Source organism: Candidatus Woesearchaeota archaeon (assembly GCA_003694805.1).
Lineage (GTDB): Archaea > Nanobdellota > Nanobdellia > Woesearchaeales > J110 > J110.
The window spans coordinates 1-19,511 of record RFJU01000158.1 but is presented as its reverse complement, the minus strand read 5'-3'; the positions used below and the strand labels follow the sequence as shown (position 1 = coordinate 19,511).

The 19,511-nt window shown below is 53.5% G+C and carries 17 protein-coding genes; 9 read left to right on the top strand and 8 right to left on the bottom strand.

Going from position 1 to position 19,511, the window contains the following annotated elements; genetic code table 11:
* Positions 1-226, top strand: a 226-nt coding sequence (locus tag D6783_05775) for a DUF3387 domain-containing protein (GenBank protein RME52143.1), incomplete at its 5' end; no start/stop codon positions are given.
* A 138-nt stretch (positions 227-364) separates the two neighbouring features.
* On the opposite strand, the gene D6783_05770 is transcribed toward D6783_05775, so the two are convergent.
* A complete protein-coding gene (locus D6783_05770) occupies positions 365-1,312 on the bottom strand; it encodes a winged helix-turn-helix transcriptional regulator (protein RME52142.1) in 948 nt (315 codons plus the stop codon).
* Between the two features lie 178 nt (positions 1,313-1,490).
* On the opposite strand from D6783_05770, the gene D6783_05765 reads away from it, so the two are divergent.
* On the top strand, positions 1,491-1,880 hold the full coding sequence (locus D6783_05765) for a DUF302 domain-containing protein (GenBank protein RME52144.1): 390 nt from the start codon (positions 1,491-1,493) through the stop codon (positions 1,878-1,880).
* 98 nt (positions 1,881-1,978) lie between these two features.
* Complete coding sequence (locus D6783_05760) at positions 1,979-4,441, top strand: heavy metal translocating P-type ATPase (GenBank protein ID RME52141.1); 2,463 nt, start codon at positions 1,979-1,981, stop codon at positions 4,439-4,441.
* Here D6783_05760 and D6783_05755 read toward each other — a convergent pair.
* From D6783_05755 to D6783_05740, 4 genes are read right to left on the bottom strand one after another with little or no spacing between them, the layout of a single operon-like run.
* Positions 4,438-5,265 carry an HAD-IIB family hydrolase gene (locus D6783_05755; protein ID RME52140.1) on the bottom strand — a complete coding sequence of 276 codons (828 nt, stop codon included), beginning with the start codon at positions 5,263-5,265 and terminating at the stop codon, positions 4,438-4,440. The two genes, D6783_05760 and D6783_05755, sit on opposite strands and share 4 nt — an antisense overlap.
* A gap of 6 nt (positions 5,266-5,271) precedes the next feature.
* Entirely contained in the window at positions 5,272-6,591 is a 1,320-nt protein-coding gene (locus D6783_05750) for a glycogen debranching protein (GenBank protein ID RME52139.1), read from the bottom strand.
* A 57-nt stretch (positions 6,592-6,648) separates the two neighbouring features.
* Positions 6,649-7,827 (bottom strand): 23S rRNA (uracil(1939)-C(5))-methyltransferase RlmD, encoded by a 1,179-nt coding sequence (gene rlmD, locus D6783_05745; GenBank protein RME52138.1) that lies wholly within the window; start codon positions 7,825-7,827, stop codon positions 6,649-6,651.
* A 20-nt stretch (positions 7,828-7,847) separates the two neighbouring features.
* Positions 7,848-9,746 carry a hypothetical protein gene (locus tag D6783_05740; GenBank protein RME52137.1) on the bottom strand — a complete coding sequence of 633 codons (1,899 nt, stop codon included), beginning with the start codon at positions 9,744-9,746 and terminating at the stop codon, positions 7,848-7,850.
* A gap of 70 nt (positions 9,747-9,816) precedes the next feature.
* On the opposite strand from D6783_05740, the gene D6783_05735 reads away from it, so the two are divergent.
* Both D6783_05735 and D6783_05730 read left to right on the top strand, forming a co-directional pair.
* Positions 9,817-10,617 (top strand): NAD(P)H-hydrate epimerase, encoded by an 801-nt coding sequence (locus D6783_05735; protein RME52136.1) that lies wholly within the window; start codon positions 9,817-9,819, stop codon positions 10,615-10,617.
* 77 nt (positions 10,618-10,694) lie between these two features.
* Entirely contained in the window at positions 10,695-11,108 is a 414-nt protein-coding gene (locus tag D6783_05730) for a hypothetical protein (protein ID RME52135.1), read from the top strand.
* An 86-nt stretch (positions 11,109-11,194) separates the two neighbouring features.
* On the opposite strand, the gene D6783_05725 is transcribed toward D6783_05730, so the two are convergent.
* On the bottom strand, positions 11,195-13,441 hold the full coding sequence (locus D6783_05725) for a diphthine--ammonia ligase (GenBank protein ID RME52134.1): 2,247 nt from the start codon (positions 13,439-13,441) through the stop codon (positions 11,195-11,197).
* A 112-nt stretch (positions 13,442-13,553) separates the two neighbouring features.
* Here D6783_05725 and D6783_05720 point away from each other — a divergent pair, with 112 nt between their 5' ends.
* The 3 genes from D6783_05720 (at position 13,554) to amrB (ending at position 16,411) form a co-directional block, all read left to right on the top strand.
* Positions 13,554-14,267: a hypothetical protein gene (locus D6783_05720; GenBank protein ID RME52133.1), complete on the top strand. Its 714-nt coding sequence runs from the start codon at positions 13,554-13,556 to the stop codon at positions 14,265-14,267.
* A gap of 278 nt (positions 14,268-14,545) precedes the next feature.
* The gene (locus D6783_05715; GenBank protein ID RME52132.1) at positions 14,546-15,370 is read left to right on the top strand and encodes an ATPase; all 825 of its coding nucleotides are present in this window, start codon (positions 14,546-14,548) and stop codon (positions 15,368-15,370) included.
* A gap of 279 nt (positions 15,371-15,649) precedes the next feature.
* Positions 15,650-16,411: an AmmeMemoRadiSam system protein B gene (gene amrB / locus D6783_05710; GenBank protein RME52131.1), complete on the top strand. Its 762-nt coding sequence runs from the start codon at positions 15,650-15,652 to the stop codon at positions 16,409-16,411.
* Here amrB and amrA read toward each other — a convergent pair.
* The gene (amrA, locus tag D6783_05705) at positions 16,408-17,085 is read right to left on the bottom strand and encodes an AmmeMemoRadiSam system protein A (protein RME52130.1); all 678 of its coding nucleotides are present in this window, start codon (positions 17,083-17,085) and stop codon (positions 16,408-16,410) included. The two genes, amrB and amrA, sit on opposite strands and share 4 nt — an antisense overlap.
* 84 nt (positions 17,086-17,169) lie before the next feature.
* Positions 17,170-18,225: an AmmeMemoRadiSam system radical SAM enzyme gene (gene amrS / locus D6783_05700; GenBank protein RME52129.1), complete on the bottom strand. Its 1,056-nt coding sequence runs from the start codon at positions 18,223-18,225 to the stop codon at positions 17,170-17,172.
* Positions 18,226-18,522: 297 nt separating this feature from the next.
* Between amrS and trxB the strand changes: the two genes are divergently transcribed.
* A complete protein-coding gene (gene trxB / locus D6783_05695; GenBank protein ID RME52128.1) occupies positions 18,523-19,449 on the top strand; it encodes a thioredoxin-disulfide reductase in 927 nt (308 codons plus the stop codon).
* Positions 19,450-19,511 lie beyond the last annotated feature (62 nt).

Below are 19,511 nucleotides of genomic sequence, written 5' to 3'. Positions count from 1 at the left end.
ACGAGAGAGTGTAAGAGCAAAACTAAGAATAGGTGTCAAAAGACTGCTAAAAAAGTATGGCTATCCTCCTGACAAGCAAAAAATGGCAACAGACTTAGTACTAGAACAAGCGGAATTACTGTCTGACAAATGGTCTGAAATGAATGAAGAAGATGCCGCGAGCAGTTATGTGCTTGATAACGCTCCCGTGATGGCCGTCGCGGATAAGCTGAGAAAAGTTCTCTGAGAAGAGAAATGAACGCTAGTCAACTTTTTTTTTTTCTTACCGATGAGTGCTTTATATGGTTGTTCCTTACTGTTTTGGAGGTTTGAGCGTTGGAAGGGAAGCTCGCTATTCATACGAAAACCTTTGCTTTTTTTTGGGTTAGGAGTAGTAGCTGGTTTTGTGGATGTGGTCGATCATGAGGGTGGTGTGGGTGGTGATGAGTTCGCCGTGTTGTTCTTCCATGGCTTCGATGATGGAGTAGAATTGTTCTTGTGATGGTGCTTCGATGGTTGGTTCGAGGTTCCAGTCGGCGAGGACTTCGCGGACGTTGACGGTGTTGGGTTGGTGGTGGAAGAATTCGATGATTGTTCTTTTGTGTTTTGAGTTTTTTAGTCTGATGAGGAGTTTGTAGGTGGTCATGCCGAGTTTTTTGAGGTTGAGGGCGACGGTGTATTTTTGTATGATGCCGTTTTGTTTCATTGTTTTTAGTCGGTGCGCGATGGTTTTTGGTGTGGTTTTGGTTTTTTTTGCGATGTGGGTGAGTGTTTGGCGGGAGTTTTTTGCGATGGTGGAGAGGATGTTTTTGTCGAGTTCGTCTGTTGTTTCGTTTCCTGGTTTGTCAATGTGTTGGGCGAGGTGGATGTTTTTCCCTACGAGGTATTTTCTTCCGAAAAAGTAGGTTTCCATGGTGAGGGAGAGGGATGATTTGGAGATGTAGGGGGAGTACGCGTCAAAGATGTTGTTTTTGTACGTGTTGAGTTCGTAGATGTTGTTGGTCACGAAGCCGAGGATGAGGTCCCATGTGCCTTTGCAGGATGCGATGTCGGTTATTTCTGGTGTTTTGGTGAAGGCGTGTATCATTTCTTTTTTGATGGTTGTGGTGGTGTTGTGGAGGCGGAGGAAGAGTTCTGCGTGGATTTTTCCTTGTTTGGCGAGGCTGATAATGGCGGGGTAGCCGGTGATGATGCCTGCTTGTTCGAGTCGGTGGATGTGGTAGTGGACGGTTTCTTTCTTCAGGCGGGCTCGTTTTCCGATGGAGGCGAGTGTTTGGCGGGAGTTGCAATCCAGTTCGCAGAGGATGGTTCGTTCTGTTTTGCCAATATTCATGGTAATTTAACGAAAGTTACTTGTTTTAAATTTTTTTGCTTTTTTGTTGGAAAAAGTGAGGGTAATGATTATATAGTTCTTGGTGTTGTGGGGGTGGTGTTGGCTGGCGGGGCTTGCTGGGGATGTCTTGTTTCTTGCGAGCAGGGCGGGGCCGTGGCCAGTCGAGGAGGTGGAGAGTATGTATGGCTATAAGAAGAAGGTTTCCTTAGGGTTTGAGCAGGCAGTTGAGCGGGTGAGGGACGCTTTGCAAAAGGAGGGGTTTGGTGTCTTGACCGAGATTGACGTTCAGGCGACCTTGAAAAAGAAGCTCGGGGTGGATGTTGAAAAATACATTATTCTCGGAGCGTGTAATCCTCCTTTTGCGTATCAAGCGTTGCAGGCCGAGCAAGATGTTGGTCTCATGCTCCCTTGCAATGTTATCGTGTACGAGAAAGGCGGGGAAACGTTCGTAGCAGCTATTTTGCCAACGGTGGCGATGCAGATGATTGAGAATGACGCGCTCAGGGGCATTGCAACAGAAGTGGAAGTTCGGCTGAAGAGGGCAATTGACGCTTTGGAGGCGAGGTGAAGCAAAATGGGTTGTTGTTGTGGTTCGAAGAAGAAAGAAGTGAAGGAGCGGCGCAGTTGTTGTCAGGTTGAAGACGATGTGCAGAGTGGGGGTGAAGAGTGAAGCGTATTTCCTTCAAGATTGGGGGGATGAGCTGTGCAAGTTGCGCAAGGACGGTTGAAGCGTCTTTGCAGCGGCTGGAGGGTGTTTCGCGTGCTAGTGTTAATTTCGCCACGCAAACCTGCGACGTCGTGTTTGATGAGGGGAAGGTTGGCGAGCGTGACATCTTCAAGGTTGTTCGTGATGCGGGCTACACGCCGGTTGATGAGCGTTTCAAGGAGGTGGAATTCAAGGTTGCCGGGATGGGATCTGATCACTGCGCAGGTGTGGTGAAGCGCGTGCTTGCCTCGTTTGATGGCGTGAAGGATGTGGAGACGAATTATGCTAACGCGTACGCGAAATGCAGGTATGACCTGTCGCGTGTGCGGCTCTCTGAGCTCAAGAGAGCGATTGATGCTGAGGGGTATGAAGCGGTGGTCGTCGGGGAAGGAGACGACCCTCTCGAGAAGGAAGAGGAAGCAAAGAGGAGGGAGCTCTCGGCTTTGAAGAAACGGGTGCTCTTATCTGTTGTTTTTGCCATTCCTGTGTTTTACTTGGCCATGGCCGAGCTCGTGAGTGTTCGGCTTATTCCTGCCTTTTTGCGTCCTGAGTTGTTTCCGCTCAGGTTCGCCGTGGTCCAGGCGGTTTTGTCCATCCCCATAATCATCGCAGGGTACAGGTTCTACACGGTCGGGTTCAAAAATTTGCTGAAGAGAACTCCGAACATGGATTCTTTGATTGCGCTTGGCACCGCCGCGGCGTATCTTTACGGATTGTACGCGCTCTTTGAGATCGTGTCAGGGAATGTTGCGTACGTTCAAAACCTCTATTTCGAAACCGCAGGCGTGATTATCACGCTCATCTTGGTGGGCAGGTATTTGGAGTTGTTGACGAAGGGGAAGACGTCGGAAGCGATACGGAAGTTGATGCGTCTTGCGCCCAAGACTGCTACGGTGGTTCGGGACGGGGAAGAAGTTGAGGTTTCTGTTGAGGAGTTGGAAGTGGGGGATGTTGTTCTTGTCAGGCCGGGGGAGAAAATCCCCGTTGACGGGGTCGTTGTTGAAGGGTCGACGAGTGTTGATGAAAGCATGATTACAGGAGAGAGCTTGCCTGTTGACAAGAAGGTTGGTGACAACGTTATTGGCGCGACGATAAACAAGTCTGGTGCGATACTGTTTAGAGCGACAAAGGTGGGGAAGGACACGGCTCTCGCGCAGATTGTCAAGCTCATGCAAGAAGCGCAGGGTTCGAAGGCGCCCATCGCTAGGCTTGCAGATGTCATTGCCGGGTATTTTGTGTGGGGGGTTATTGGTGTTGCTTTGCTCAGTTTTGCAGTCTGGTATGCTGCGGGGTTTGGACTTTTGTTTTCCCTAACGATAGCAATCACAGTTCTTATCATTGCGTGTCCTTGCGCCCTGGGGCTTGCCACGCCAACGTCCATTGTGGTCGGGACCGGTCTTGGTGCAGAGCGCGGGATTCTGATTAAGAGCGCTGAAGCGCTTGAGCGGGCGGAGAAGGTTGAGAGTGTGGTTTTGGACAAGACAGGGACGGTGACGAGCGGGAAGCCAAAACTCACGAGGGTGATGAGCTTTTCCAAGCTCAAAGAAGAGGATGTTTTACGCATCGCATCCTCGATTGAGAAGAAGTCAAAACACCCGATTGCTGAGGCGATTGTCGAGGGTGCAAGGCAAAAGAAGCTTCGTTTCGAGAATGTTTCGAGGTTTCGGGAGGTTGCAGGGCACGGCCTTGAAGGAGTAATTCGGGGTGTGGAGTATGTTGTTGGCACGAGGAAGTTGTTGACGGAGAAGCACATTCAATTGGGCAAGCATTTGAAGGAGGTTCGGGAGCTTGAAGAGAGAGGAAATACGGTAGTGTTTTTGGCAAACAAAAGCAAGCTCTTAGGCGTCATTAGCGTGGCGGACACGATAAAGGAGACGTCGAAGGAGGCGATAGCAAAACTCGCTAGCGAGGGAGTCACGGTTTACTTGATCACGGGAGATAATAGGAGAACTGCTTTGGCGATTGCAAAGCAAGTAGGCATCGAGGAAGAGCGAGTTTTTGCGCAAGTCTTGCCGCAGGACAAGGCCGCGCATGTCAAGAAGCTTCAAGAAGGGGGCGGTGTCGTCGCGATGGTGGGTGATGGCATTAATGACGCGCCGGCTCTGATACAGGCGGACGTTGGCATAGCCATTGGGGCAGGGACTGACGTGGCGATTGAGAGTGCGGATATTGTGCTTATGAAGAGTGACTTGTTGGATGTGGTCAGGGCATTCAAGCTGAGCAAGGCGACGATGAAGAACATCAAGCAAAACTTGTTCTTGTCGTTTGCGTACAACACGCTCGGGATACCCATCGCGGCTGGCGTGCTGTATCCTTTTTTTGGTTTCCTGCTCAGCCCCATGGTTGCTGCTGCCGCGATGGCTGCGAGTTCTATTAGCGTGGTGACGAATGCGTTACGGCTCAAGAGAGCTCAGCTAGACTAGTGCTTTTTCTTTTTGTTGAAGATGCCGAAGTGGTAGGCTGCTTCCAGGATGCCTGCTGCGTAGTTCCCGTTGAGGCCGAGTTCAGGTATTCCTTTCGGGAAGTAGAGCGTGCGCAGGACGTTTTTTTTCTTGGCGAGGCGGATGAGTTCGTTTCTGACTTCGTCCGACGCGTTTTTGACAAGGACTGCCGGGTGGCCTGAGGTGAGCATGGTGAGGTCGTTGCCGCTGTCGCCGCAGCAGAGGGTGTCTCGTTTCTTTATGCCTTCTTTTTTGAGGAGGTAGTTGAGAGCGGTTTCTTTGGTTGCGCTCTTGGGTGTGATGTCGAGGAATCGCTTGCCGGTTGTGGTGTCTTTGCTGATGGTGAGGTGGTAGCGGATCTTGAGTTTGTCGAGGCGGTTGCGTATGGTGTTCTCAAGAGTTTTGTTCCACGTTGTTGCGTAGTAGCTTTGCTTGTGCGGGTTGAGTTTTCTTGGTTCTTGTTCGGTGAGTTGGGGGAGGTTCCGGAGTGCTTTTGCAATGTCGTGCCGAGTTTTTCCTTTCCAGTCTTTACTGATGCGCTCGGTCCAGGTGGTGAGGGGGAGGAGTTTGCCTCTCGTGTACGTGAAGATTTCTGTGCCGACGTTGGCGATGCAGTAGTTCGGTCTTGGGAGGCGGTATTGCTTGATTGCTTTGAGGATGAGGGTGTCGTACCTGCCCGTGACGAAGACGAGGAGGGTTGGGTGGGTGGCGAGTTCTTTTTTGAGGAGGGGCAGTGCCTGTTTGCTTGCGCGGGCGGTGCCGTTTGGGAGGAGTGTTCGGTCCAGGTCGGTTGCGATGCATTTCATAAGGAGTTACGTGGTGGTGAGGAAGAGGGGTTTCTTTTTGGCGATGGTTTGGTGGGCGATGATGCCCGCCGCGGCGCTCCACGCCTGGTGTTTCGTTCCGCGTGGCTTGAATGTTTTGCTGTTGTGATATTCGTAAAAGCACCAGGCCTCTTTTCTTGTTGTGCATTTCTGGTTTGCGGTGTTGATGGCGTCGAGGAGTTGTTCGGCGAGTTGCTTGTCGTTTTTTGCGAAGGCGGCCGCCCACATGCCGGTAATCATGGGCCAGAGTCCTCCGTTGTGGTACTCGTGGGGCTTGTTGCGGAAAGCGGTGGCGTAGTTGTTGCGAAGCTCGTCCCAGTGGGGGTGGCCTGGAGTAATGACCGGCCAGAACGCGGGGATGAGGCCTCGTGTGTGTTTGATGAAGTTTCGTTTAAGGTAGCGTTTGAGTCTTTCTCGTTCGGCGGGTGTTGCGATGTGCAAGAGAATGGTGAGGGCGTTGGCGAAAGCGTCGAAGTGGGTGTAGTACCCGCCCGGGTTGAAGCAGGGGAGGAAGTAGGGTGTCGGGGAGCGTTTGTGTTGTAGCGCTCTTTTGTAGACGATTTTGTTGTAGAGGTAGGGCGAGCATAAGTTGCTTTTTTTGAGTTGGAAGTTGGTGATGATGACTTTTTTGATGTGTTTGGCTTTTTCTTCGTATTTTTCTGCGCGTTTTCGCAGTTTTTTTCTGAGCCAGACAAACTCTTTGAAGGCTTGGTAGTAGAGGAGTTCGTCGTAGAGGGTGTATCCTTCTTGGATGTACTCGTCTGCCCAGTCTCCGCTGATGGGGACGTAGATGAGGTGTTTGTGGTTGAATTCGTAGAGGCGTACGAGGTCGATGGCTTTTCTGAAGTGCGGGTAGTACCGCTTGAGGAAGGCTATGTCGTTTGTGCGTTTGACGTATTGGCCGAAGCCGACGAGGAACCACAGCGTCGCGTCGACGCGTCCTGCGCTCCCCCCGTAGCTTACTTTTTTTTGTTTGACGTCCACGTTGCTGGGGATTTCTCCTTGTCTGTGCTGGTAGCGCATGAGGGTGACCAGGCTTTTTTTGACCTGGCCGATGAGGTATGCGTCGTCGCTGAGGAGGGCTGCGAGTGAGCAAATCATTGAGTCTCTCGCCCACACGCGCTGGTAGTTTGCTGTATTGGTTGTTGATGCAAGAAAGCCGTCCGGGCTTGAGCAGGCGATGAGGAGTTGGAGGGATTGTGCGTAGGCGAGTTCTCTGCTGGGGGGTGTTGTATTCATTGGGGGTTTCTCCTTGGCTGCTTTTGTTCGTTCCTTCCGCTTTTCTTGCACTGTTTCTTTTTTAAGCATTCCTTTTTTTTTGATGGGTGGTTTTCGTGCGGTGGGGAGGGCGAAGCTTTTTTTTTTTTATTGTCGTTTGAGGTGGGCGATGGCTTCGACGTGGCTTGTTTGGGGGAAGAGGTCGAAGAGCTTGATGCTCGTGAGGGTGTATGCGTGTTTGATCCTTGCCAGTTCTTTTGCGAGCTCGGAAGGGTTGCAGCTGATGTACGTGATGGTTGCGGGTTGAAGGTGGAGGAGGGCTTGCCATGTTTTGTCGGGCATGCCTGCACGAGGCGGATCGGTTATGACGTGGAGGGGCGATTCGTCGGAACGCAGCTTGCGCGTCGCTTCGGAAAGGGAGGAGAGGTTGGTGCAGTCGTGTTCGAGGACGTGTGTGTTTTTGCACTGGAGGGCTTGCACGTTGTGCCTTGCGCACGCAACGCTTTCAGGGCTTGATTCGACAAGGATGGTGGTGTGAAACTCGTCTGCGAGGGAGAGGCCGAATGTCCCCACGCCGGCGTAGAGGTCAAGGAGGGTTGCGTTGTTAAGACGATTGTTTGAGAGGAGTTGTTTGGCGTGGGCGAGCATTGCTTCTGTTACCGCGGTGTTGTTTTGGAAGAAGCTTTGCGAGTGGTACTGAAATGGTTTGCCAAGGAGTAGTTCTGTAAGGTGTGGTGTTCCTTTGATGGCGTAGTGGTGTGGTGAGGTGCTTGTGTCTCGCTTAGGCGGTGTTTGAGCGATGAGAACGTTGTTTGCTGCTGTGGTTTTTGCAAACGCGTCAATGAGCGATCGTTGCTGTGCTTGCTTGGTGCTTTCTTCGTTAAAGACGAAGGTGATGCTGCTGGATGGGGCGTTGTGGCTTGCGCGTATGACTGCGTAGCGTAGGGTGCCCGTCGCTTTTTTGATGTTGAAGACGTCGATGTGTTGGTTGTTTTTTTTGATCCATTCGTTGACTTCTTTGAGCAAGGCATTAACGTGCTGGTTCGCGATGGGGCAGGTCGCTACGGGGACGGTCCTGTCAAACCTGCCTTTTTTTCGGAGGGCTAGGCCTTGCAGGGTGGTGATGAAGTCCATCCTGTTGCGGTATGCGTAGGGCGTGCTTGCATGGATGGGCGGGGGGTTGTCGGAGAGGGGGAGGTCGTAGCGTTTGAGGAGGGCTTGGACTGTGGCTTGCTTGTTTGCCAATTGGGTTGGGTAGGGGAGGTGCTGGGTTGAGCACCCCCCGCACTGTCCAAAGAGGGGGCAGGGGGGGATTGCTGCGGTCATTGGGTGTCGCGATCGTGTTGTTATGCGATGTGCTCGAGTTGTGCGATGTACGATTTGATGGTTGTTATGCCGTCTTCCCAAAAGGAAGGCTTCGTGGCGTCAAACCCCATGTCGTTGAGGAGGTCGAGAGGGGCTTTGCTGCCTCCTGCGCTGAGAAACGAGTGGTATGCGTCAATGAAGGGGCGTCCTTGTTTTTTGTATTGGGTGTAGAGTGAGAGGACGAGGAGGTTCCCCCACGCGTACGCGTAGCAGTAGAAGGGTGTTTCGTAGATGTGGGGTATGGCGTTCCATTCGTGTTTGAAGTAATCAGGGATGTTCATGTCTCCTACTTGTTCTTTGAGGAGGGCGAGGTAGAGTTCTTCGAGTTCGTCTTTCGTCGCGCCTTTTTGTATGCGTAGGTGGGCTTGTTGTTCAAAGATGATGAAGTAGGCTTGGCGTACGATGGTCTGCCAGAATCCGTCGATGAGGTGGATGAGGGCGGTTATGCGTTCTTCGCGAGAAGTGCTTTCTGCGAGGATTTTTTCTGAGAGGAGCAGTTCTCCGAACGTGCTGGCGGTTTCTGCGAGGGGGAGGGGAGGGTGGTAGACGAGGTTGTTTTGTTTCATGGCGAAGATGTCGTGAATGCCGTGGCCGAGTTCGTGGACGAGGGTGAAGAGGTCGTTGAAGGTTCCGGTGTGGTTGAGGAGGATGTACGGCGTGGTTGCTGTGTCAATTGCTGAGCAGAAGGCGCCGCCTCTTTTTCCTGGCCTTGGGTGGGCGTCGATGTGGCGTTCGTTGAAGATGCGCCGCGCCGCGTCAGCGAAGCGTTTGTCGAAGGAGTTGTAGGTTTCAAAAGCGATGCTTTTTGCGTTGCTGAACGGGTAGGTCTTCTTCGGCGCGTGTGCGTAGGGTGCGTAGAGGTGTTCTCTGGAGTAGGGGTACGTTTGCCCTGCTTTCCTGTTGAGCTCGTGTTTTAGCTGAAAGTAGGGGATGAAGACGCTGCTGTGTTTGCGTACCGTGGCGATGAGGGTGTTGACTGCTTCGTCTGGGAGGTCGTTGGCGAGGTTTCTTGGGCTGATTGGTGTTTGGTGGCCGCGCAGCGTGAGTTCTTCGTTTACCCAGTCTTGTATGATGCTGGTGTAGATTTCGCTGAGGATGATGCTTTCTTTTCCAATGCCTGTGAGGTAGGAGCTGTAGGCTTCTGCCCGCGCGGCGGGGTCCTGGTTTTGAAAGTGTGCTTTGATCTCTTCGGCAGTGATGTTCCTTCCTTGGAAGGGGAAGGTGAGGTTGCTGGTGATGATGTTGTAGAGTTTGGTGAGTGCTTCGCTGCCTGTCGAGTTTTTTGTATTGATGACTTGTTCGACGTCTTCTGTTTTGAGGTAGGGTTTTTGTTTGCGCAGGGTTTTGATGTAGTGGTGGTAGGGTTGGAGTTCTGGTGAAGCGAGGTATTGGTCGGCCTCCTCGTTGGGCAGGTGGGTGAGCCAGAGGGGGAAGAAGAGGAGGTTGTTGGCAAGGTGGGTGAGGAACTGGTCGGTGTTGTTTTTTTGTGCTCGAATTTTCGCGTTGCGGGTGTCTTCGCAGAAGCGGAGGGTGTAGTATGATTCGAGGCGTGAGCTGGCAACGAGGATGCGTTCCTTCAGGTCGAAGAGTTCTCGTAATGCCGAGGGCGGCATGCCGTCGAGTTTTCCTTGATGGGTGCAGAATTCGGTGACGAGGCGTTGGAGTTCTTCTCTGAGTTCTTCCGGTGATTTGCCGTGGAGGATGTCTTCCACGTTCCAACGCGCGTCCTCTTCACCGGGCGGGTGCTGCGCGGCGTCTTTCTTTCGTGGAGGCGTGGTTGCTGCGGTCTTGCTTGTTTGTATGTCTTGGCTGGTGTTTTGCGTGCCTTGTGGAGTGTTTTGTGTGGTGTTGTTTGGCCTGTGGTCTCCTGCGCCCTCCATTTTTTTTTAGAAAGGTGGTTGTTTCTTAAATGTTGCGAAAGGAAGTTTTTTTTTCTCTGCCACGTGCAGCGTGGCACGTGCTTTTCGGAAGGGGGTTTTTGCGAGAAAGAAGCATTTAAAAGTCGCGGTTCATTTTTTTCTTGTCGTGGCTGTGTTGTTTCCAAAAGGGAATGTGCCGTTCGCGTCGAGGCAGCAGTTGGCCGACTTGGATCGCTTGATGGTTGAGCGCTTTAACATCGGTGTTGCTTCTATGATGGAGCTTGCAGGTTTTCACGTGGCCGAGTTTATTCGGTTGAGTTTTCCTCGGCGGCGTCGCGTTGCGGTGCTGGTGGGGAGGGGCAATAATGGCGGAGACGGTCTTGTCGCGGCGAGGCATTTGTATAACAAAGGGTTTTTTCCGAGCGTGGCCTTGGTACGTGATGAGCTCGGCGGCCTTCCCGGCGTGCACGTGTCAGCAGCGAGGCGGGTAGGCATTCCTTGCGCTTCGGGTGTTCTTGCTGCACGGAAGGTGTGCGAAGAGGCGGATGTAGTGCTGGATGCTCTGTTAGGGTATAATCTTCGCGGAGCGCCGAGGCCGCCTTTTGACGCGTTTATCGAGGAAGCGAATCGTGCTCGGAAGCGAGGCGTCCCTGTTGTTGCGTGTGATGTGCCTTCCGGGGTGGATGGTGATAGGGGTCCTGTTTTTTCTCCGTTCGTTACTGCGTCGCACGTTGTGTTTCTGGCTTTGCCTCGCAAGGGGTGTGTGTCGTTGGGTGCGCAGTTGTTCGTAGCGGATATTGGCGTGCCCAAGGCGCTCTATTCCCTCATTGGCGTGGAGGAGAGGAATTACTTTGCGCAAGGAAGCATTCTGCGTATTGAGAATCGTGTTTAGACGGTCCAGAGCCGCGTTTTTTGCGAAAGTTTTTTAAATGTGCTTGCTTGGGTTGTTGGTGAGGTGATACCGTGGCAGTGGGAGATATTATTGGTTCATTGATAGCTGGAGGGGGGGCAAGCGCGATCCTCGGCCTCGGGATGGGGGTGTTGGTTTTGCTTTTGTTGCTCCCTCTCGCCTCGTACGTCTACGTTTCGTGGGCGCTTTGGTCGATTGCGAAGAAGGTCGGCGCTCCGAATCCGTGGATTGCGTGGCTTCCGTTCGTGAAGGTGTGTTATCTTCCGACAATAGCTAAGCTCCCGTGGTGGTATTTCGTTGCGATTATCCTTTTCATCGTGCCTTTTGTTGGCCCGTTTATTTTTCTTGCCCTGATTGTTTGGTGGTTTTGGCTTATTGCTGAGGCGAGGGGCAAGCCAGGTTGGTGGGGCATTCTCATGGCCATCCCTCTGGTGAATCTCATCGTGCTTGGCTTGCTTGCCTGGAGCGATTAAGAAGGGAGGGTTGCTACTCGAATCTTTTTTTTTTCTTCTTTTTTTTTGTCTTGGCCGGCCTTTTTTTTGCGGTGTTGTGTTTTTTTCTAATGGGTGTCTGCGTGACGGAGGGGGAGGTGTTCTGAGGAGGGGTTTTTGGGTTTGAGGACGGCGCGCGTGATAATAAGTCTCCCTGTGTGTTCGTTCTCCATTTCCGTGCGGGCTTGCTCGATACGGAGTGTTTTGGTGAAGAGGGGGCAGTCCGTGACGAGGCTTTCAAACTCGCCTCCTTCCCCGGCGATGTTGATGCGGTTTTTTGCGTGGAGCTTTGCGAGCGCGTCTACATCGGCAGTGGTGAGTTCTCTGCCGAGCCACGTTTTGTCCAGGCCGTCTGCTGCAATGCTGGAGAGGATGATGGTGAATCCTGCGTTGAGGAGGTCTCGCAGCTCCTGTTCTTGGTTGGTGTGCCAGAGTGGCGAGAACGTTTTGAGTCCGAGCCGGTCAGCGACTGCTTCGATTCTGTCTCGTTGATAGTTGCTCGCAATGGCGCCGGTAACGATGCCTTCCACGCTGTGCTGGTCGCGTGCGCGTTTGAGGGCGGCGTGCAGGTCGTTGAGTTCTTCTTCTTTGGTCCCGCTGGTTGGTTGGAGAACGACGGGGAGGTTCATGGATTCTGCTTGGAGTTTTGCGAGGGAGATGTTGGGGGTGTGGAACATGAACGAGTCTTTATTGGCGCTCTCGAGGATGACTGCGCACGTGAGGGGGTAGTTCATGCGTTGCATGATGAAGGCAGCGTAGAGGCTGTCTTTTCCTCCGCTCAGGAGGATGGCGAGGCGGGGGTTGGGGGCGGGGCGTATGCGTTGGAGGAAGCCTGCTTGTGTTGTGCGAGCTTCCTTTGCGAGCGTGGTGAGTGCCTTGGTCGTGCCGCTGTCGTACTGCGTTGCTTTTTTGGGTGTTGAGCAGAGCTCGGCAGGGAGTCCGAGGAGGTGTGCTGCTCGTCGAAGGACGATTTTGTCCTCTCCTGTGGTGTCGGCTTTGAGGCTGGGGTGGAGGTTGAAAGCGTACGTGGCGATGTCCGTGTCGAGGTAGGGTGTTCGCAGTTCGAGGCAGTGGTGCATGGTGATCACGTCGTCGCGGTATGTGTTTTTCTCGTAGGTCTTCAGCAGTTCAGAGTAGCAGTCCTTGTTGATGGTGTTACGTTCTTTTTTTATGCGTGTGTAGCCGGCAAAGAGTTCGTCAGCGCCGGCGCCGCTGAAAATGACTTTGTTGCCGTCGCGTGCTGCTTTTTTGCTCGCGAAGAACGTGGTGATGGCGACGCTTGCTTTGACCGGGTTGGAGTCCTCGATGAGTCCGAGGATGGCGGGGAGGTTTCTTGCGATGTCTTCTTTGTTGATGGTGATGAGGTTGAGGTCGAGTCCGAGGAGGCAGGCTGCTTTTTTTGCCCGCGCCACGACAGGGCTGCGCTGGCTTGTCGTGACGGTGTAGCACGCGCAATTGACGCCCGAGCGCTTGAGGAGGAAGGCGATGAGGCTGGAGTCTAACCCCCCGCTGAAGAGGATGCCTGTTTTTTTTTCCGGGATGCGAATGCGCACTGCTGTTTCGATAAGTGTGGAGAGTGTTTTTGCTGCTGCGTTCAGGTCGTGTTCTCGTTCTTGAATGGTGAAGAATGGCCGGGTTGTTTCGTCGAGGGTCTTTGTGGCGAGGCGGTAGCGGAGGAGTGTTCGCGGGCACAGCTCTCTTGCGCCGGGAGGAAGGGCTTTTTTTTCTGAGGCGAAGCAGAATCCTTGAGGCGTGTTGGCGTACCAGAGTGGTTTTATGCCGATGATGTCTCTGGCAAGCCATGCTTCGTCTTGTTTCCAGTAGCAGAATGCGTAGACGCCTCTAATACGTGTGAGTGTTTGTTCAATGCCGTACTTGTCCAGCAGAGCAAGGAGGAGGTGTGCGTCGTTTTTAGCGGTGATGTGCTCTTCCTTGCAGAGTGTTTTCCAGTTGTAAATTTCGCAGTTCGCAACGAGGCAGGCGTTCTCTGAGAGGAGGGGTTGCGACGCGTGGCCGACGATGCTGTGAAGGACGTGGGCGACTTGGTTAGGGCTGGGTGAGGGGGTGATGTCGTTTGGCGTGTGCGCGTGTTGGAGTGTTGTTCCATCGTAGAGTCCGCATCCGTCTCTGCCGCGATGTTTGATGAGTTCGAGGCCGGCAGTGATGATGGTGGTTGCGTCTTCGTGGTTGAATGCTCCTATGATGCCGCACATGGTTTTTTTTTGGGTTTGAAGGAAGATGAGAAAGTCGCAAGGGTTTAAAAATGGCGTTGGCGCGTGGCGAGCTCGTTTTTTTGTGTTCTTTTTCGCAATCAACGCCTTGTTTATAAATGCTTTATAAAAAAAGCAAGTGTTTTAATAGGTATTTTTTAAAAGTTATGTTGGAAAATATTTATTAAGGAGTTTTTGTTTACACCTTGGCTTGAACATGAAGGACGCAGAAGCGTATTTTGAAGCCCAAGTCATAGAATACATGCGCAGGAGCGGCCTCGCAGAGGAAGAAGAAGCAGCACAAATAGGCGAATACCTCTCGCGCGTGCACGTCTCCACACTCAGCGGAGTATGTTCTCCTAAAGAGGCCGCGTTCATTGCCGCCTCAGCCCGCCTCTTTGCGAATCCGACCAAGGCATTCAATCTTCTCTGTGCCCTGCGCAGCCGTATCGAGGAGGAAGGACGGTGCCTGGGCTATCAGGAACCATGGAGGGAAGTGTATAATGAGCTGGTCAAAAAGGCGAAGAAGACGCCCTCCCCATCGCCGAGAGGAGGCTCAACAAGTGAGAGCGCAGCCCTGCTGGAGGGCGCAGCTCGTTCGGCGAGGTACTGCCTGAGAGAAGACAGGGGCGTCTTGAACAGCGAGGGGCTCTTTGAGCGTTTCGACCCGCAAGCAAGGAGCTACGGCCGCTCCCCCGATGCTGTCTATCTTTCCGGCGAGGGAAGCGCCGGCGGAGAAGGCGCCGCCAGCTCCGTGCGCAAGAGATCAGAAAGGCAGGCCAGCGAGCGCTGTGCTTCTGTTGCTCATCTGCGTCTCGGTTACTTCGAGGACGAGCGGGGCGAGCAAGGCGTAGAGTCGTTGCGCCCTCTCGACGACTTACTTCGAAAGCTTGAACTGCTCTACCGTCCTGGAGGGGCCGACCTCCTTTAGCTCCAAACGGCGAAGCGCCAAAAAAGCAATATCACTTCAGGTTCGTATGGTTTGTTGAGTACTCGTTACGTTCTTTTAGGACATGGGGGCTTATTTCCTCAAGCGTGTGTGCCTGTGCGCATCGACGAAAAGCGGTTTTTGGCGTTTTTTTCCCTCACTTTCTTTTTTTTCTTGTTTCTTTCTTTTCTTGAGCCCTGCCGTGTGTGTTGCCAAGCAGCACGTGCAGAACAGAACTATTTAGAAATGTTTAAGAAAGAACAGGTAAAATAAGACAAGAAATGGTAGTGCATGTACGAAAGTACTCTGGCGAAGTTGAAGCATTCTCCCCCGGCAAGTTGCGAAGAAGCCTTGCAAGGGCCGGAGCGACAAGCGAGGTTGCTGACCGTGTGATCGCGGCCGTGGAGAAAAAGCTCTATGAAGGAATTTCCACAAAGGAGATTTACCGCCTTGCCATGCGCCTGCTCAAAAAGGTGGACTTTCCTCTCGCGGCGAAGTACGACTTGAAGCGAGGCCTCATGCGGCTCGGACCGGCAGGGTACGCGTTTGAAAAGTACGTTGCACACATCCTCGCGCACCACGGATTTTCCGTTGAGACGAACAAAACGGTGAAAGGAACGTGCGTGGAGCACGAGGTCGACGTTGTCGCAGAGAAAAAAGGAGAGGTGTACCTTGTCGAGTGCAAGCATCACGAAAAGCCGTGGTCCATGTGCAGAATTCAAACAGCGCTTTACGTGAAGGCAAGGTTCGATGATGTACGACACGTTTTTTCTAAGGTCTTGCTCGTGACGAACACAAAGTTTTCTTTGCAAGCGATTGCGTATGCGAAATGCGCAGGAGTGGAGCTCTTGGGGTGGCGCTACCCGCCTCGTGCAAGCTTGGAGGCGCTCATTGACAAAAAGCAGCTCTGGCCAATAAGCATATTGTCAACGCTTGGGAGAAAGGAAGTTTCGGCGTGCATTGATGAAGGGCTCTTGCTCTTGCGAGATGTTCGCCTGCTCGGGGTCGACGAGCTCAAGAAACGCTTGAAGATTTCAAAGGGGTTGGCAAGAAAAATGCTTCACGAAGTAAGCGAGATCTTGCAGTCTTCAGAACACACCTCCTAGCTCGCCACGCAGCAGTCCTCCTTCCAACCTGCACAGCAAACGCTTTGTTCTCGTGCAACACGCGGTAACGAGACCTGCGCGACGGTTTTGGAAAAGAAAGATTTTTGTTCTTTGAAGAACTCCTTTCTTGAAGAAACCCCCCGAGGGGAGTGAGGAAGAAAAGAGCGTGTCAGTGCGGAGGGGGTGATGGCAGGGTGAGGTGGAGCGTGTGAAACGCGGAAAGGATACGAAGGTGGAGGTGAGGGCGTGGTTGCTGTTCGCGAGCCAGCAGTAGCGGGGATGTTTTATCCCGCGTCTGAAGCTGCTTTGAGAGAAGTGGTGGTTTCGCTTTTGAAGCGGGCAAAGACCAAAGACCGTGCTGAGCGGGGGGTTGTCGTTCCTCACGCAGGGTATGTTTTTTCCGGTCCTTTCGCAGCGGAGGGGTTTTCTGCACTCAGGGACGCTTTGTGCTCGAAAAAAGACGTGGCGGTCATCTTGCTCGGGCCGAGTCATTACGTTCCCTTCAGAGGCGTGGCGGCAGATGTGCATGATCAGTGGCGCACGCCGCTCGGTGTGGTGGAGGTGGAAAGGGCGAGCGGTCTTGCAGCGCTTGAGCAGGAAGGTTTGCTTGCCCGCTTGCCAGAAGCATTTGTTCGGGAGCACTCACTTGAAGTGCAAGTGCCGTTCCTGCAAGCAATCAATCCAACGGTGCGCATCCTTCCCCTCTTGGTCGGCGAAGTCGATGAGGATGCTGCCCGGCGCGTTGCTCAGGCATTGAGGCGCGCCTATCCTTCTTCACTATGGGTGATTAGTTCAGATTGGAGCCATTACCTTCCTGAGGACGTCGCGAGGAGGCGTGACGAGCGTGCTATCAAGCTCGTGGAAGCGCTGGCCGTGGATCGTTTTGGCGAGGTTGATGCGTGTGGCAGGCATCCCCTTCTCGTGTTGGCTCAGCGTTGCAGGGAGGAGGGGTGCAAGCCGAGGCTGCTCGCGTACGGGACGAGCGCTGACTCGTCAGGTGATACGAGTGCCGTGGTTGGGTACGCCGCGCTCGCCTTTTAGCGTGAACCGCGGTCGTGTCTCGACGTCGTGCCTCGGCGTTGTTGTTGGTGGCGGATGAACGAAGGGTGTTCACCCCATTTCTGGACGTGGTACGTTTTTACGTGTACCGTCTTGCTTGTCCTCCAATCGTCAGGGGGGAGCCCTGCCTTGAGGCAGAGGTGAGCGAGGAATGCTTCAGGTTGGGGGAGCTGCTCCCACACTTGCGGGAGAAACGTGGCGCTCCTGCCCTTATCTGAGAGGATGACGCCAGGCTTCTCTTTTTCGAGTATGCTGAGCAGCTCGTCAGGCGATGAAAACGCGAGGGGTTGTGGGGTGGTTAAGAGAGAAATCTCAATAGTTACATCATCGAGTTCTTCTGGCGTGACGGGGGGGAAGCGGGGATCAAGGGTTGCCGCGGCTGCTGCGTTGGCTGCGACGTCTTCGAAGAGGGGGCGGTAGGGATGAAGCGTGCCAATGCATCCGCGGAGCGTTCCGTTCTTGGTGAGTGTGACGAAGCTTGCTCCGGGAAGGGTGGTTTTTTGAGGAGGGTTCGATGGGCGCGGGGCGGGCTCTCCTTTGCACACGTTCGTGATGGTTGTTCTGGCCAAGGTGAGGAGCCAGCGCTTTTCTTCTTGCGTCAGCTCGTCCGGAAGTGCGGATGGGTGTTCTGGAGGGGTTGATGGTTTTTCTTTCATTGGAACAGGTGCCTCTCAAAGCGTGCTTCTCGTTGAGAGCCGCTTTTTTTAGGGGGTTTTTTCGGGGGTGGATGTTTTTTTTTTTTAGGGGAGGATGACGTGGATGGTTTCTTTGCAGGAAGGGCAGACTGGCTTGGTGAGGTGGACGGTTGTAGCGTCCATGCCGTCTCGTTCGATAAGGAGTTCGCCGCAGCGAGGGCAGTACGTGTGTTGCTTGGCAGGGTCGTGGACGTTGCCGACGTAAACGTAGTGAAGTCCTGCTTCTTTACCGATGTGATACGCTCGCTCCAGCGTCTCAAGAGGGGTTGGTGGCGTCTGTTGCATGCGGTAGTGGGGGAAGAACCTGCTAATGTGCCAAGGTATGTGCTTGCCAATCCCTGCAATGAAGCCAGCAATGCGCCGAAGCTCTTCTTCCTGATCGTTTTCTCCCGGGATGATGAGCGTGGTGATTTCCACCCACACCGTCGTAGCGGCTACGCGTTTGATGCTTTCGAGAACGGGCGCGAGGCGGGCACCGCAGAGCCGCCGGTAAAAGTCATCGTTGAATGCTTTGAGGTCGATGTTGATAGCGTCAAGGTAGGGCTTGATGTACTCGAAGGATTCTGCTGTTTCGTAGCCGTTGCTAACAAAGACGTTATGCAGGCCTGCTCGCTTCGCTGCGCGGGCGGTGTCGTGAGCGTATTCGATGAAGATCGCTGGTTCGTTGTACGTGTAGGCGATGCTGTGGCAGCCGAGTTTTTTTGCAAGGGCGACGATGGCTTCCGGCTGGGCGTCTTCTCCGAAGAAGATGCCGTCTTTGCTAGCCTGGCTCATATCGTGGTTTTGGCAGAACGCGCAGCGAAAGTTGCACCCGACCGTGCCGAAGCTGAGGGCCCGGGTTCCTGGGAGGAAGTGGAAGAGTGGTTTTTTCTCAATGGGGTCGGGGTGGAGTCCTACTGCCTTGCCGTACGTGGTGAGGTAGAGGGTGCCGTTCCTGTTTTCCCGAATGGCGCAAACTCCTCGTTTGCTTGGTTGGATGATGCAGCGTTGAGCGCAGGCCTTGCATCGTACCGTGCCGGGAACTCCTTTTTCGAAGGGTTCGTAGAGCGTTGCCTTTTTTCCAGCAAGAGGGTTTTCTGCGGGTGCGGTGGTGGTTGCCATGGTTCGTGAGGGTTGGTGAGCGGCGGGTGTCGTTGTAGATGCGGAGAAACAAGAAAGGGAGGCGCGACTGTCTCTTATAGTTTATGCTAGTAGTTTATGCTAGTTCATGCATGCAGTGTATGCGTTTTTGCTTTCAGGCTGGTTTCTCGTGCGGTGAGGAGGAGTCGCTTTGGTGGCGTGAGTGAGCTGCGTAAGGAGCGTGACGCGTAGGAAGCGTGTCTGGCGAGTGGGGTGTGGAGCAGGGTGTGAGCAGTTCTGCACAATATTTATAAAGAAGGCAGGGGTGTCCATCAGGGTATGGATGTGCACAATCTCATCATCGTTGGAGGAGGTATTGCTGGTTGGACGGCCGCGATTTATTCTGCCAGGGGGAATCTCCACCCCCTCGTGTTTTCAGGGATGGCTGAAGGAGGCCAGCTCATGCTGACGAATGAGGTGGAAAATTTTCCTGGCTTTCCTGAAGGCATCTTGGGTCCTGAGTTAGTGATGCGGGCCAAGCAGCAGGCGGAGCGCTTCGGTGCGAAGGTTGTTGTCAAGCAAGTAGACAAGGTGGAGAAGGGGGAAGGCGTGTTTCTCCTGCGCTCGGGGGAGGAAGCGTTTGCCGCAAAGGCGGTTATCATTGCGACGGGCGCGTCTGCCCGGTGGCTTGGCGTGCCGGGCGAGGAGGAGTACAAAGGGAGTGGCGTGACGGTGTGCGCGACGTGCGATGGCGCGTTCTTTAAAGACAAGGACGTGTTTGTCGTAGGCGGTGGTGATTCTGCATGCGAAGAGGCGCATTTTTTGACGAAGTTTGCGAGAACGGTAACGATAGTGCACCGAAGGGACGCGTTGCGCGCGTCGAAGATTATGCAGAAGCGGGTGTTGTCGCACCCGAAGATTTCGGTTATGTGGAACTCGGTTATTGTTGAAGTCTTAGGTGACGGGAAGAAAGTAACCGGTGCCAAAATTCAGGACACGAAGACGGGCGAGGTTCGCGAGCACAAGATTGACGGTATCTTCCTCGCGATTGGCCACGTGCCAAACACGAAGCTAGTGGAAGGCCTCTGCGACCTTGATGAGCATGGCTTTCTTCAGACTGACAGGTTTTCGCACACGAGCGTTCCAGGCATTTTCGGAGCGGGCGACGTGCAGGACCCGCGTTTTAAGCAAGCGATCACCGCTGCGGGGAGCGGATGTATGGCTGCAATGGAGGCGGAGAAGTTTCTTGAGTCGCTGAATGATTAAGTGCGCCTCGCGTGCCAGCGTTCTCGGCAACAACTAAGCGCGTTTGTTTCGAGATTTAATTT